This is a genomic window from Spartinivicinus marinus (assembly GCF_026309355.1).
GTDB lineage: Bacteria > Pseudomonadota > Gammaproteobacteria > Pseudomonadales > Zooshikellaceae > Spartinivicinus > Spartinivicinus marinus.
Map to the genome: position 1 here is coordinate 3,061,212 of NZ_JAPJZK010000001.1, position 15,211 is coordinate 3,076,422.

At 41.9% G+C, this 15,211-nt stretch carries 14 protein-coding genes; 10 read left to right on the plus strand and 4 right to left on the minus strand.

The features are described from left to right. The first annotated feature begins 3 nt into the window (after positions 1–3). From dut to slmA, 4 genes are all read left to right on the plus strand, one after another. A complete protein-coding gene (dut, locus tag OQE68_RS13820; RefSeq protein WP_180569969.1) occupies positions 4–462 on the plus strand; it encodes a dUTP diphosphatase in 459 nt (152 codons plus the stop codon). A 318-nt stretch (positions 463–780) separates the two neighbouring features. Beyond that, positions 781–3,378 carry a phosphomannomutase/phosphoglucomutase gene (locus OQE68_RS30850; protein WP_353618571.1) on the plus strand — a complete coding sequence of 866 codons (2,598 nt, stop codon included), beginning with the start codon at positions 781–783 and terminating at the stop codon, positions 3,376–3,378. A gap of 340 nt (positions 3,379–3,718) precedes the next feature. Further along, positions 3,719–4,609 carry an acetylglutamate kinase gene (gene argB, locus OQE68_RS13830; protein WP_180569968.1) on the plus strand — a complete coding sequence of 297 codons (891 nt, stop codon included), beginning with the start codon at positions 3,719–3,721 and terminating at the stop codon, positions 4,607–4,609. A gap of 138 nt (positions 4,610–4,747) precedes the next feature. Beyond that, on the plus strand, positions 4,748–5,344 hold the full coding sequence (gene slmA / locus OQE68_RS13835) for a nucleoid occlusion factor SlmA (RefSeq protein WP_180569967.1): 597 nt from the start codon (positions 4,748–4,750) through the stop codon (positions 5,342–5,344). Positions 5,345–5,491: 147 nt separating this feature from the next. Here the strand turns inward: slmA and OQE68_RS13840 are convergent, their stop codons facing one another. Further along, complete coding sequence (locus tag OQE68_RS13840) at positions 5,492–6,487, minus strand: hypothetical protein (protein WP_180569966.1); 996 nt, start codon at positions 6,485–6,487, stop codon at positions 5,492–5,494. Between the two features lie 21 nt (positions 6,488–6,508). Continuing rightward, positions 6,509–7,156 (minus strand): orotate phosphoribosyltransferase, encoded by a 648-nt coding sequence (gene pyrE, locus OQE68_RS13845; protein WP_180569965.1) that lies wholly within the window; start codon positions 7,154–7,156, stop codon positions 6,509–6,511. 343 nt (positions 7,157–7,499) lie between these two features. On the opposite strand from pyrE, the gene OQE68_RS13850 reads away from it, so the two are divergent. Next, positions 7,500–8,297 carry an exodeoxyribonuclease III gene (locus OQE68_RS13850; protein WP_180569964.1) on the plus strand — a complete coding sequence of 266 codons (798 nt, stop codon included), beginning with the start codon at positions 7,500–7,502 and terminating at the stop codon, positions 8,295–8,297. 110 nt (positions 8,298–8,407) lie between these two features. Here OQE68_RS13850 and rph read toward each other — a convergent pair whose 3' ends face one another. Then, a complete protein-coding gene (gene rph / locus OQE68_RS13855) occupies positions 8,408–9,124 on the minus strand; it encodes a ribonuclease PH (protein ID WP_180569963.1) in 717 nt (238 codons plus the stop codon). A 295-nt stretch (positions 9,125–9,419) separates the two neighbouring features. On the opposite strand from rph, the gene OQE68_RS13860 reads away from it, so the two are divergent. The 5 genes from OQE68_RS13860 (at position 9,420) to OQE68_RS13880 (ending at position 14,156) form a co-directional block, all read left to right on the plus strand. Continuing rightward, a complete protein-coding gene (locus tag OQE68_RS13860; protein ID WP_180569962.1) occupies positions 9,420–10,286 on the plus strand; it encodes a YicC/YloC family endoribonuclease in 867 nt (288 codons plus the stop codon). Position 10,287: 1 nt separating this feature from the next. Further along, entirely contained in the window at positions 10,288–10,908 is a 621-nt protein-coding gene (gene gmk / locus OQE68_RS13865; protein ID WP_180569961.1) for a guanylate kinase, read from the plus strand. 121 nt (positions 10,909–11,029) lie between these two features. Beyond that, positions 11,030–11,269, plus strand: a complete 240-nt coding sequence (gene rpoZ, locus OQE68_RS13870) for a DNA-directed RNA polymerase subunit omega (protein WP_180569960.1) — start codon at positions 11,030–11,032, stop codon at positions 11,267–11,269. A gap of 185 nt (positions 11,270–11,454) precedes the next feature. After that, complete coding sequence (gene spoT / locus OQE68_RS13875) at positions 11,455–13,569, plus strand: bifunctional GTP diphosphokinase/guanosine-3',5'-bis pyrophosphate 3'-pyrophosphohydrolase (RefSeq protein WP_180569959.1); 2,115 nt, start codon at positions 11,455–11,457, stop codon at positions 13,567–13,569. A gap of 194 nt (positions 13,570–13,763) precedes the next feature. After that, positions 13,764–14,156 (plus strand): RidA family protein, encoded by a 393-nt coding sequence (locus OQE68_RS13880; protein ID WP_180569958.1) that lies wholly within the window; start codon positions 13,764–13,766, stop codon positions 14,154–14,156. Between the two features lie 110 nt (positions 14,157–14,266). Here the strand turns inward: OQE68_RS13880 and OQE68_RS13885 are convergent, their stop codons facing one another. Next, on the minus strand, positions 14,267–15,178 hold the full coding sequence (locus tag OQE68_RS13885) for a nucleotidyltransferase domain-containing protein (RefSeq protein ID WP_180569957.1): 912 nt from the start codon (positions 15,176–15,178) through the stop codon (positions 14,267–14,269). Positions 15,179–15,211 lie beyond the last annotated feature (33 nt).

Sequence of the window (15,211 nt, forward strand, 5' to 3'; positions counted from 1 at the left end):
ATCATGAAACAAAAGTTACAAGCTAAAATACTCAACCCTAAGTTAGGCAACGAAATTCCTCTACCTCACTACGCTACAGATGGTTCTGCGGGGATGGATCTACGTGCTTGTATTGATGAACCTATAATCGTTGAGCCAGGCCAAACAGTGCTGATTCCTACAGGTTTGGCAATTTATGTTGAAGACCCCAATTTTGCAGCTATGATTTTGCCTCGATCAGGGCTTGGGCATAAGCATGGCATTGTGCTTGGTAATTTAGTTGGGCTAATCGACTCTGACTATCAGGGAGAGCTAATGATTTCCTGCTGGAACCGGGGCAGTAGTACTTTTACTATCCAGCCAGGTGAGCGGATAGCACAATTGATATTAGTGCCGGTAGTGCAGGCTGAATTTGAGTTGGTTGATGAGTTTCAAACCACCAGTAGAGGAGCAGGTGGTTTTGGCCATTCAGGCACCCGCTAATTAATTTAATTGGCTGGGCCTCTTGAACATTTGGCAGGTCTAGCTAATTAACTAACATCTGCAATAACCATGTTTATACTAAAGGTTTGGTCTTTCTCAAAACTTACGATGAGAAAAGATACCTGTTGTACGGTCAGTAGTGTATTAAGCAAATATAGTTTAAAGACCCTAGTAGTAGCTGCCTTTGCTATAACAAATGAAACAAGAGAAGACTGCTTAGCATCGCTGCTTTTGCCAAAAGACAGCTATTGGGGACTTTGATTTTTTAGCCAACAGGGTATACCACCTTCAAGTCTGGAGAGACATAGTGGGGACAATATGGCAAAACTAGCCAAAAAGAAACAACAATCAGCGGCTAATAATGATACAAGTGAAGGGAAATCAAATACCAGTCAAAAAAGTTCCACTAAATTTGCTTTTCTAGCAGGTGCAATTAGTTTGGCAGCTACTTTGATTAGCTTGCTTGTGGTGTATGTTGGTTTTATTCAACAAGGTAATAATAGCTATCAAGAAAGTATTGCTAATGAGCAACTACAACAATATCAGTCATTAACTAACAGCTATATGACCCAGTTAGCTCAACAGGTATCAGCTGTCGGGCGATTACCTGAGTTTATAGAAAAAGCGCAACAAAAAGATCATGCGGGGCTGAATGAGCTGGCTCATAAGCTGTCAAAAATAATACCTGGAGGTATTCAGCTTAATTATCGCATCAGCGGTAGTAGTGACCTCAATAATAGTGGTGCGTTGCCTTTAAACTTTGCTGCTCGTGACTTGGCAAATAAGGCAGAAGCTGACAAAGAGGTATTTCCTGAGTTTCATCAATTACAGCAGAGGCCGGTTATCTTTCATGCGGCAGCTATCAAAAGGGGTAATCAAGTTTTAGGCTCGATTGTTGCCGTGGTTGATAAACGCGCGCTGGAAGCGGCCTTGTTAAAAGACAAGCAAACACCTAAAGGGCAAATTAAACTGCTGCAAAGTTTCAGAGGGATCGCAACAGAAATAACCAGCCTGGGTCAGCCTGCTAGTGAAGAGGTGTTTACACTCAAAACAATCAACCCTTTATGGCAACTTGAGTTTCAACCTGGTCAAGCTATTGCTGATAATACGCCTAATTCATTATTGATTTTAATCCTGGCAGCTTTAGTGGGTATTTTGGGTGTTGTTATAGCGACGTTTGTTGTGCAAAAGCAACAGGGGGCTGCTGAGCAAGCAGATACAAGTACCTTATTGGATTATATTGAAGCCTTATTAAAGCGCCCTAGTACGTCCGATGCTGCTTTTAAACTAGAACTATTTTCCAACCTGGCGATTAGTCTTAAGAATTTATTACAGTCTCATATTGGCAAAGTGAAGCCTGAAGAGTCAGTTCATACGACAACAGAGGAGACGACAGTTGCCACAGAGCAAACTCAAGAAACTGAAGGGACAATCGCTGATTTCGACTTCACCAACCCACTTTTTCAACATGGTACCTTGGATATTGAGATGATAGATGAAGAGCAAACGGAAGACGTAGTGAATGGTAACTCTGATACGGTTGATGTGCCTGCAAGTATCTTTCGTGCATACGACATCAGAGGGGTAGTGGGTGAAACACTTTCTCTAGAAACAGCGGAGCTAATTGGCCGGGCCGTGGGCAGTGAAGCCAAAGCAGCTAATGAAAACTGTGTCATGGTAGGGGCTGATGGCCGGTTATCTTCCCCGGAAATCAGTGAGCAGCTGATAAAGGGTATTCTTGCTACTGGGGTAGATGTCATTAATGTTGGAATGGTACCAACGCCATTACTGTATTTTGCTACTCATATTATTGAGGATAGTAATACTGGAGTGATGGTGACAGGTAGCCATAACCCATCGAACTATAATGGCTTTAAAATAGTAATTGATGGAAAGACACTGGCCAATGAAGATATTCAGCGACTTTATCAACGAATTATCAACAAGGACTTCAGTTCTGGGCAAGGGCAGCGCCAAACCATTGATATTATTGAAAGCTACATTGAGCGGGTGCGAGACGATATAGGTATTGCCCGACCACTTAAAGTCGTTGTGGATTGTGGTAATGGTGTAGCTGGAGAAATTGCACCTAGGCTATTAGAAGAGTTAGGGTGTGACGTGGTAGCACTGTATTGTGATGTGGATGGTAATTTCCCTAATCATCATCCAGACCCAGGTAAACCAGAAAACCTAAAAGACCTAATAGCCATGGTGAAAGAAACCGGAGCTGACTTAGGTTTGGCTTTTGATGGTGATGGTGATCGGGTCGGTGTGGTTACAGAAACAGGTAAAGTTATTTATCCTGACCGGTTAATGATGCTGTTTGCCAAGGATGTGGTGTCTCGAAACCCAGGTGCCGATGTTATTTTTGATGTGAAGTGTACTCGTAAGCTTACCAGTTTAATTAGTGGCTATGGTGGGCGCCCTATTATGTGGAAAACAGGTCACTCATTAATCAAGGCCAAAATGAAAGAAACAGGGGCGCTACTTGCTGGTGAAATGAGCGGCCATATTTTCTTTAAAGAGCGCTGGTATGGTTTTGATGATGGCATCTATAGTGCTGCACGTTTATTGGAAATTATCAGTACAGATAACCGCTCGATGGAAGCTATTTTTAGCTCATTTCCAGAAGGGGTGAGTACGCCAGAAATCAATATTGAAGTAACTGATGAAAGCAAGTTTGAAATAGTAAAGAAATTAGCTGAAGAAGGTAATTTTGGAAAAGGCACCATTACTGATATAGATGGTGTGCGCGTAGATTTTCAAGCAGGGTGGGGGCTAGTCAGAGCATCAAATACAACACCTATGCTGGTGTTGCGCTTTGAAGCTGATACTCAGGAGTTATTGAGGAAAATTCAGGCTTTATTTAAAAAACAATTATTATCTGTAGCACCGCAGATTGATGTTCCATTTTAGCTGAGTTTACTTTGGAGTCTGTTGAGGTTGCTCTAAAAAGGTTAGCTCACTAGGTCCTAACTTGGATACCTACGACAGGTAGGGTGTGCTGTTGAAAAGGTATCCAATGGGGATCGACAAAATGCTAATAATTATCTTATAGTGTTTTTTTAATGGTCTAAAAGCGTACTTTTTAGCCATTTACGACAATTAATTGAATCTATTTCACATTGCAAGCTTGTAACAAATCACATGCTGCGATAAGTTAGCACAAGAGCGCCTCAGTGTTTTTGAGCTTCTTTATCCAGCTCTAATTAAGAGGTGCACAAGACGTGTTGTGCAGTTTTATCAGGTTGGAATTATGACGCTGACACATGATAGTGCAGCCCAATTTACGCGAGTTCTTACGGAATCGCTGCCCTATTTGCAAAAATTTTCAGGTAAAACCATTGTTATCAAATACGGTGGAAATGCTATGGAAAATGAGCAACTGCAAAGGGGGTTTGCGCGTGATATTGTGCTGATGAAACAGGTAGGTATCAACCCAGTGGTTGTTCATGGGGGTGGCCCACAAATAGGTGAGTTACTGACCAAATTGAATATCCCAACCCGTTTTGTTCAAGGCATGCGAGTGACTGACAGCCAAACCATGGATGTTGTTGAAATGGTTCTGGGGGGGTTGGTCAATAAGCAAATTGTGAATTTAATTAACCACCAAGGTGGTAAAGCAGTTGGCTTAACGGGTAAAGATGGACAAACGATACGTGCCCAAAAACTAAATGTTAGTAGTCAGTCACCTGAAACCAACACATCTGAAATCATTGATATTGGCCATGTTGGGGAAGTCAAATCAATTAAGACTGACCTGATTGATACGCTGATAGCCAGTGATTATATTCCGGTGATTGCTCCAATTGGCGTTGATGAAGAGGGGATTTCCTACAACATTAATGCAGATTTGGTAGCCGGAAAAATTGCCGAAGTGCTAAACGCCGAAAAGTTAATGTTATTAACCAATGTTGCTGGCTTGCTGGATAAGCAAGGGCAGCTACTGACGCAGCTCAGCACGGAAGACGTCGACTACTTGATCGCCGACGGGACAATTCATGGGGGGATGCTGCCAAAAGTTCGCTGTGCATTAAGTGCAGTAAAACATGGCGTCAAAAGCGCTCATATAGTTGACGGGCGTCAAACCCATGCGGTGTTATTAGAAATTTTTTCTAATGAAGGGGTTGGGACCCTAATCAACTAATTTAAAATGGGCTAGTGTAATTTGCATTAGCCTTTAATTGGCTAGCAACTATCAGGATTGCCTTGTAGTCAGGGATAGTGGATAGTAAGACACCTCACCATGAAAAACATAAACTAATAATGTAGAAATAAGGTGATAATGGATAAGACAAGAAAAACCTCGCGCAAAGAACAAATTCTTCAAGCCTTGGCAACTATGTTAGAAACCAGTCCAGGAGCGAGGATAACAACATCAAAGTTAGCTAAGGAAGTTGGGGTTTCAGAAGCAGCGCTTTATCGGCATTTCCCCAGCAAAGCAAAGATGTTTGAAGGGTTGATTGAATTTATTGAAGAAACTATTTTTTCTCGAATTAATTTAATTGTTAATGAAGAACAAACTGCAATCAGGCGATGTGAAAAAATATTAAGCATGCTGCTTGCATTTGCTGAGAAAAACCCGGGAATTACACGAATATTGACGGGTGATGCTTTGGCAGGTGAAACAGCACGGTTAAGAAATAGAGTGATTCAGTTATTTGATCGTCTTGAAACCCAGCTAAAACAAATAATTCGTGAAGCAGAAGTTAGAGAAGGGTTGCGTACCAATCTTACTCTCACTGGTGGAGCTAATTTATTACTGGCAGCCGCTGAGGGGCGAATTAGCCAATATGTACGTAGTGAGTTTAAGCGTCCGCCTACTGAGTTTTGGTCAGATCAGTGGCCGCTGTTAGCCAGTGCGGTATTTAAAAGCGAATAGCTGATTATTCATTCGCTTGCATGTTACTCAAAACAAAAGGGACTTTTGTTTGGTTCAGAAGTCCCTTGATCTGTCTTATACCTGTTTATACCCCTTTAATAGAGCATAATAACTAGCCTTTTTTTGTAAAAATACCCAACACATTTCTTATTGTTTTTGTAGGATGACTTGCTGATTACTATATTGGACTGTGATTTTATTATTTTTATATGATGTAAGGCCTATGTATAAGGTTTTACTTTGTTTTGAGGTTGTAGTAGTTCCACTTTTATCAGTTTTTTGCTCAAGCTTTACATTAAAAACTAACTGGTTTTGGTTACGTAACTTCCATTTGCCATCCAGTACAACTCGCTCACCTGTGAGCATTTTTCTCATCCAGGTAAAAGTGCCTTTTGGATTGAGAACCCACTCATGTTTGTCTTCTGCAGTTTGAGTAGATTTCCAGTTTCCCAGTAAGTCTTGTTTGGCCACCTTGACACCATTGTCTGCTTTAGAGCCGTTTGCCTGCTCCAGCCCAAGTAGGACTTTTAATCTGTATGCATCCTGTGCAAATTTGGTCTTCGCTTGTTCTTGCTCTTTTCGCTTGTCTTCAACCTGCTTTAATAAGCCAGCTATTTCTTGCTCTTGCTCTTTAATCGAATCTAACAATTGTTTGGGTACAGTTCGTCCTGCTCGTTCAATATTGGCTGCTCTGGCTTGCTTGTCAGCTTTTTGTTTTTGTAAGCGCTCAATATTGCCTTGAATGACGCCAATCCGTCCGCTAATTTCGTTGAGCTGTCGTTCCATGGCTCGCTCAACATCTTCAGCTGAACTATACAATCGCAATAAAGTCTGATCTGCCTGTTTTTGCTGTTCTTCCTGTTCTCGTTTGGCTTGCTCTAGCAACTCCCGTTGCTTTTTTTCCAAAATTTGCTCCTGGGTAAGCTCAGGAGCCACGACTTGTAATACTCGGCCTCTAGTGTCAATAACCGTATACCCTTTCTTCGCATACTTGGGCGGTATACTACTATTGATAACCGTTTGACCCTGCTCGTTTTTATATTTATAAAAGCGTCGGCTTTCAGCCTCTACTGAGCTAACAAGCAGCTGACAAACTAGTGAAATTGCAAGGCACCACCTTGAGAATTGCAGAGAAACTTCCAACTTTATTGCCCTTAGACTACATTAGTTGTTTATGCCATAACGTAAACGATAATCGTCAATGGCATTAGCATATTCTATTAAATTCTCATCGCGTTTAACAAATTCGAGAATTTGTAACTGGTTCACAATGCTAAGCACAGGAACACCAAAGTCTTTTTCAACCTCCTGGATGGCAGATAGCTCTCCCTTGCCTTTTTCTTGTCTATCCAAAGCAATTAATACGCCAGCTGGTTCAGCGCCTGCTGCTTCAATAATAGACATGACCTCTCGTATAGCAGTGCCCGCAGTAATAACATCATCAATAATAAGCACCTTACCCTTTAATGGGGCTCCCACTATTGTTCCACCTTCACCGTGGTCTTTGGCTTCTTTTCGGTTGAATGCAAAGGGGAAGTCTTTGTTATAGTCGTTAGCGAGTGCAACAGTAGTGCTAGCTGCTAAAGGAATGCCTTTATAAGCAGGCCCAAAGATGACATCAAAAGAGAGGTTAGTTGACTGTAATGCTGCAGCATAAAACTGGCCTAGTTGGGCAAGAGCCTGGCCAGTGTTAAAAAGTCCGGCATTAAAAAAATAAGGGCTGATACGACCGGATTTCAAGGTGAATTCACCAAACCGTAAAACATTGTGTTTAATAGCGAATTCGATGAATGCTTGTTGATAGTTTTCCATAAGCTTCCCAGGTTTTATCTTCCCCTTTACTTAAAGCTTAGGCAGAAACAGGCACCTTTTACATAGTGATTATGGCTTAAGAAGGTAGGGGAATGTGAGCGTTAAAAGTTGCACAGTTCGTTGAACAAGTGTTACTGCCATGGATTTAACAGTAATAACCTGCATAACTACTACAAAAATTAAATTAACACTATTGTAATACCTGTAGCTATCATTCAGTAAAGACCATAATTCACTAATAGTGTGCTCTTCAATTGATCAACTACAAGCTCTGGTTAACACGCTATTTCTGCAAAGGCAACATCTCAGGTATCATACACCCTCCTTTAAAAAGGGGCTACGTATGAGGATTATCAGCTTTAATTTAGAAGGTATTCAAAAGGCAAAGGAAAAGGGTTTTTTTACATGGGTGGCCCAGCAAGATGCCGATATTATTTGCTTGCAAAATACCAATGCCGATGAATATCAAATCGAGACCAGTGACTTTAACTTGAAGGATTATGAGCCTTACTGTTTTTCAGCGGCTGACGCCTCTGTTGGAGGTGTTGCTATTTATAGCCGAATTCCACCGAAGGCTATTATCAGAGGTTTAGGATTTGAGCTAGCAGACAATGCAGGGTGCTATATTCAAGCTGACTTTGACAAAGTTAGTATTGCCAGCTTGTTACTACCTGATGCGGTCTCTCAGCAAGTCAGTGGTTTAAATAATAAGTATAGTCTGGCGGATAAACAGCACTTTTTAACGCAATATGCTAGCTATCTTGAAAAGCAAAAGCGCAAGCGGCGAGAATTTTTGATTTGTGGCAGCTGGTATATTGCCCATCAGAAAATTGATGTGGCTGACTGGCGAACACAACAGGAGCAGAGTGGTTTTCTGTTAGAGGAACGTAACTGGCTAAGCTACTTAAATGATGAAGTCGGCTTACTTGATACTTATCGTGAAGTGGATCGGGAAGCAGGTAAGTATAGTTGGTGGCCTTCAGCTGAGGCAAAAGAGAAAAACCAGGGTTGTCGTTATGACTATACCCTAGCCACACAAGGTATGCGCCATACCGTGCTAAGTGCGGGTATTTATGCAGGACAGGCATTTTCCAGTCATGCACCGGTTATAGTTGACTACGATTGGGAACTAATGACTTAATCAGCTGTGAAAAGTAGAGGAAAGGTCACCCTCTACTTTTCCAGCATTATCGAAAAGACATCAAAAAGCGTTTATTAAAAAGGTATCTATCAACAACTACCTATCAGCAACTACTCTGCCAAGCTTTGTCGTTGTAGTTCAATCAGCTGGGCAATACCTTGTTCCGCATGATCAAGCATTTGGTTCATTTCTGCACGATTAAATGGCGCACCTTCAGCTGTTCCTTGTACTTCTATTAGCCCACCACTCTCAGTCATCACTACATTCATATCGGTTTCGGCATTTGAGTCTTCAATGTAATCAAGGTCTAGCACCGGCTGTCCTTGGTATACACCAACTGATACAGAGGCGATCAACTGCTTAAGTGGGTCAGTTGTCAGTTGTTTATTACGCTGTAAATAACGAATGGCATCCACCATTGCTACACAGGCACCAGTAATAGAAGCCGTTCGAGTGCCACCATCAGCTTGAATAACATCGCAATCCAGTTGAATGGTGAACTCTCCGAGTTTTTTTAGATCAATTGCTGCACGCAAGGATCGGCCAATGAGTCGCTGAATTTCTAATGTGCGTCCCCCTTGTTTGCCCCTGGAAGCTTCTCTGCCCATTCGCTCATTAGTAGAGCGAGGCAGCATGCCATACTCTGCAGTTACCCAGCCTTGCCCTTGTCCTTTTAAAAACCGAGGTACGCCTTCAGTTACTGAAGCATTACAAATGACCTTAGTGTCACCAAACTCAACCAATACAGAGCCTTCGGCATGTTTAGTATATTCTCGAGTGATTTTTACTGCGCGTAACTGATCAAATAATCTGCCGCTGGGACGCATAGGGGTTCCTTACAATAGGCTAACAGGTGGGAAAGGTTGTCGTTTAAAGCGACACTCAATTGAAAAACTAGGTGGGTATTATATAGGAAGTGCTGGCTATTATAAAAAGAGAGAAGTGTTGTTGGGGTGTTGGCTCTTGGTTGTTTTCTTCCAGATTATAACAAGGTTGCTCAAAAGTTTGTGGTTACAAACTTGTTGATTGGGGGGGACTTTCAGATAAACGTCAACAAGCTCTACTCTATAGTTATATGTTCAGGTTAGAATAAAAATTTTAAAGCTGATTTGGGACGTTATTATGACCCGAAGCATGACCGCCTATGCGCGGCGTGAAACCAAGCAAGCCTGGGGATCTCTGGTCTGGGAGCTGCGCTCGGTTAACCATCGATATTTAGAGCCTCAACTTAGGCTACCAGAAGCCTTTCGTGAAACTGAACCTGCGCTTCGAGAAATAATCCGTAAGCATTTATCGCGTGGGAAAGTAGAGTGTTTTTTGCGCTATGACTTAGTAGTAAACCAAGAAAGTGAGCTGTCAATTAATGAGCCACTAGCAAAAAACATTGCAAAAGCCTGTCGTCAGATTGAGCGGCTGTTTCCTAATGTTACGCCTGTGGCACCATTATCAGTATTAGAATGGCCAGGTGTACTACAACAGCAGGAAATTGATTTGACCAGTATTCACCAAACGGCACTTGCTGAGTTTGAACAAGCCGTTGTTAGTTTAAATGAAACCCGCAGTAGGGAAGGGCTAGAATTAAAGCAGTTTATCTTAAAACGGCTGACACAAATAGAACAAGAAGTCAGCAGTGTGAGAGCGATGATGCCAGCCTTGATAAAAATCCAGCGGGAAAAAATAGTTCAGCGGCTGGAAGAGGCCAAAGTTGAAATAGACTCTAACCGGCTTGAGCAAGAACTCGTGTTAATGGCGCAAAAAGCGGATGTTGACGAAGAAATGGATCGTTTAGCAACGCATATTACAGAAGTACGACGGGTGCTAGATGTTAAAGAAGCGGTTGGTCGTCGCCTTGACTTTTTGATGCAAGAGCTGAATCGAGAAGCCAATACTTTAGCCTCGAAATCAATCAATGCAGACACTACCCAATGTGCAGTTAATCTGAAAGTATTCATTGAACAAATGCGAGAGCAGGTCCAGAACATTGAGTAAGATGAGCAAAAGTATCGGAACCCTATTTATTATTTCTGCGCCTTCTGGTGCAGGAAAGACCAGTTTGGTAAATGCACTTATAGAAAAGACCAAGGATATTTGTGTGTCGGTATCTCATACGACTCGATCACAGCGTCCTGGTGAGCAAGATGGTGTTAATTATCATTTTGTCAGTGTTGAACAATTTCAACAGATGCTTAATCAATCTGCTTTTCTGGAAAGTGCTAATGTGTTTGGTAACTACTATGGTACCTCTCAGCAATGGGTTGAGCAGAAATTAGCTAATGGAATAGATGTTATTTTAGAAATAGATTGGCAGGGTGCTCAGCAGGTTAGGGAGTTGTTACCTGATGCAATGAGTATATTTATTTTACCTCCATCAAAAGCAGCGCTACAGGATCGTCTGGAAAAGCGGGGGCAAGATAATGAAGGTGTGATCAACAAACGAATGGCTGCTGCTGTAGATGAAATGACCCACCATGTCGAGTATGACTACTTAGTGGTGAATGATGACTTTGATCAGGCATTGCAACAACTGCAGGCTATTGTGATAGCAAGCCGGCAGCAATTAACTAAACAACAGATGAGACATCAGCAATTACTGACTGAACTCTTGTCATAATAGCTGGTGATTAAGTAAACTGAGTGGCTATTTTTTTATATTGGGCGCCTTGAAAAGAATACCTTTTGGGCTGTCTGAATTAAGTAGCTTTTATTGATATTTGGGATATTGGGAGTAGGTCATGGCTCGAGTCACTGTGGAAGATTGTCTTGATAATGTAGATAACCGCTTTCAGTTGGTAATGGTTGCTACCAAACGGGCACGCCAACTTGCCACTGGTGGTAAAGATGCTTTGTTGGATTGGGAAAATGACAAACCAACAGTAATGGCATTAAGAGAAATCTCAGCAGGCTTAATCAAGCGAGATATGCTTGAAGAGCAGGATAAGCAGGCTGATGGCATGGGTGCTGAAAACGGCTAACCCCGCATCAACTTATGGTTGGAGTTTGGTGTCTATTAATTAAACCCTGTAAGAAAGGAGGGTGTCGCAACACTACACTTTGCAGCCCCAGGGTAAAGAAAGTATGGGTCTTATGTGCAAATTAACCTTTTGGTTTAGTTGTGGTTGCTGCTGTCGTATTTTTGCAGAAGATCAGGAGGCGACTATTGCCAACCATTGATGCATTAGCTGAGCGACTTTATACATATCTCGATCGTAGCCAGATTCACTGTGTTCGTCGAGCTTATTACTATGCGGAGCAGGCTCACTTTGGGCAGCGCCGCCGTAGTGGTGAGCCTTATGTTACCCATCCGCTGGCGGTTGCCAACATACTTGCCAATATGCACATGGACCATCAAAGCCTGATGGCAGCCATGCTTCATGATGTCATCGAAGATACTGCAATCGAAAAACAGGCAATTGCTGAACAGTTTGGTGAAACAGTAGGTGAGTTGGTTGATGGTGTGAGTAAACTGACTCAAATGCATTTTGAGTCTAAAGCTGAACAGCAAGCTGAAAACTTTCAAAAAATGGCTCTGGCCATGGCCAAAGATATTCGGGTTATTTTGGTTAAGCTGGCTGACCGGCTGCATAATATGCGAACACTAGGGGTGTTACGTCCAGATAAGCGTCGTCGTATTGCTAAAGAAACCTTGGAAATTTATGCGCCCATTGCCAACCGTCTGGGTATGAATAATATCCGGGTAGAATTTGAAGAGCTTGGCTTCCAGGCAATGCACCCAATGCGGGCGACTTTAATTCGTCAGGCTGTTATTAGGGCCAGAGGTAATCGTAAAGAACTGGTTAATAAAATTCAGCATGCGATTAGTGGCCGACTTGGAGAACATGATATTAGCGCAGATGTTATTGGTCGTGAAAAGCATCTTTATAGCATTTATAAAAAAATGCGAAATCAGCGTAAATCCTTTTCTGAGATTATGGATGTTTATGCATTTCGTATTATTGTAGATAGCGTAGACGACTGTTATCGTGTACTAGGTGCGGTTCATAATTTATACAAACCTTTCCCTGGGCGGTTTAAAGACTATATTGCTATCCCCAAAGCTAATGGTTACCAGTCATTGCACACTACATTGTTTGGTATGCATGGTGTGCCCATTGAAATTCAAATCCGCACGCAAGAAATGGAAGATATGGCCAATAATGGCATTGCTGCCCATTGGTTGTATAAGTCGGATGATGAAGCATTAAATGGTAGTCATGCCCGAACTCGTCGCTGGCTATCAGGTATGCTGGAGCTACAGAAAAATGCTGGTAGCTCGTTAGAGTTCATTGAAAACGTAAAAATTGACCTGTTTCCTGACGAGGTTTATGTATTTACCCCGAAAGGCAATATTATGGAGTTACCAAAAGGTGCAACTCCTGTTGATTTTGCTTACGCAGTGCATACTGATGTAGGTAAAACCTGCGTTGCCTGTCGTATAGACAGAAAATTGGCTTCATTAAGCCAGCCACTGCAAAGCGGCCAAACAGTCGAAATTATTACTGCGCCTGGTGCCCGACCTAATGCCACCTGGCTGAGCTTTGTTATTACTGGTAAGGCAAGAGCAAATATTCGCCACTTCCTGAAACAGCAGCGTTTTTCAGAATCCATTGCCCTGGGTAAACGGCTATTAAATAAAGCATTAGCAAGCTTTGAAACTACTGTAGATAAACTAAGCGAAGAGCAAATCCAAAACTCTCTAAAAGAATTTGGCTTTAAATCTAAAGAAGAGATGTTACAGGATATTGGCTTAGGTAATCGAATGGCATATTTAGTTGCCAGACACCTGGCTGTGCAAGATGAGAAAAGCCAGTTGGAAACCAGTGGTAAAGAACAGCCGCTGACAATCAGGGGGACAGAAGGTATGGTGCTCAGCTTTGCTAAGTGCTGCCACCCAATACCAGGTGATCCTGTGGTGGGGCATGTCAGTTCTGGGCGAGGTATGGTTATTCATACTGACTCATGCCGTAATATCGTTGAAATGCGGCATAATCCAGAAAGGTGTCTGGAAGTAGAGTGGGATAAAAATGTATCTGGCGAGTTTTCTGTTGAACTGAAAGTTGAGCTGGAACATCAGCGGGGTATAGTCGCCACACTGGCAACAACCATTACTGCTACCGATGCAAATATCGAAAAAATTAGTATGGAAGAACGTGATGCGCAGTTTAGCGTTATTCACTTGTTAATTAATGTGAACGACCGAGTGCACCTTGCTCGTACAATTAAAAAATTGCGAGCGATTAAAGGGGTAACATCAATATCACGCATTAAAGGCTGATACCCTTCACGAATGCTTTTTATACCCCTAGGGCACAAGTGCTTTGTTGTCAGCTCTCTTCACCCTAGCCACCTATTACTTATAGGCTCCTAGGGCTTCGTCGTTTGACGGCCTCGCCTAAAAAACCTTCGTTTTGGGTATCAATTTCAACAATAAATATGTAGTTACAATAGAGAAAAAGAATTGGAGTGAACATGAGTAATAAACAAATTATCAGCACTGATAAAGCCCCAGCTGCAATTGGTACCTATTCACAAGCCGTAAAAGTGGGCACTACTGTTTACTTATCTGGCCAGATTCCTTTAAATCCAGAAACTATGGAAGTAGTAGCAGACAGCTTTGAAGCAAGTGCTATACAAGTTTTTGAAAACCTAAAAGCCGTGGCCGAAGCATCGGGTGGAACGTTGCAGGATATTGTTAAACTCAATATTTTCCTGACAGACTTGAGTAACTTTGCCACTGTGAATGAAATTATGGCCCGTTATTTTGAAGAGCCATACCCGGCCAGAGCCGCTATCGGTGTTGCTGAATTACCAAAAGGAGTGGCAGTGGAAATGGATGGAATTATGGAGTTGGTTGAGTTGTAAGGCTTGAATCAGTTGCGTAATTTTCTGATTTGAGCCGAACCTTAGCTGTATTCGGCTCAAATCAGGCAAATTTATGAGCCGAATAAAGAAGGTTTCTGGCTCAAGAGGTTTTAAATTGAGTTAATCAACCGTCCTGTTAAAGCTTGTATCTGTTCTAAAGCCTGCCTAATTTCTGATTTATCCAAATGGATAGCGCCTTCCAAAGAACCATAGTGCATTTCTAAGCACTCAATCAGTAGTTGTTTGATCAGGGTTTTGTCTGGCTTGTCTGGTAATACCGATTTTAAAAACAATTGCTCCAGTGCATTTTCTTTACTGGCCACAAATTCTTCTAACTCTAATAGGCTCCAGTCACCACGGCGGATGGATTTAAGCTGTTCTGCATGACGGCTTAATTGCAAGTCTCCTTCCAGTAATAGCTGTTCAACTTCCAATAATAAGCGAGCGACATGATAAGCAAATTTTACATCGTAACCATAGGTTTCTAAGATAGCTTTTCTGCCACCAATGGGCTCTTTGGTTTTTAACTTATGCATTTGCGAATAAGCATAACCTTTAAATTTTGCCCAGCAGCCTTTATGTAAAAATAGGTGGCGATTTTCCCGTACTTTTTCACCAATAGGTGTCGTATGTAGTATGCAATTACGCGGCACAAACAAGGAGTCGACGATATTAGGGTTGTTGTCCATTAATAACCGAAAATATTTGGTTATTGAATAGATACAGATATCGTATTCTCGGCCTTTACCACCCATAGCTGATGGGTCTTTTATATGGTGTTGTTGAAATTGCTCAAACCGTTGCTTAGGTTCATCAAAGCCGACGATTTCCCCCGCAAGGTGAGGGAAAATATCGGTTTTCATGGGGATTGCAAATCCATAAATATCCATATCAGAAGTATCATTGGAAACACCATAAGCCACAGAGCCCATTATTACTTCATATTGGATATTGCTTTCCAAAAATTTTGGTGAGTTTTTGAGTAAATTTTTTGATCTTAATTTCGCTACTGTACTACTCATTTTATTATCACTTTTTTGTGAAATTCTAAAGCT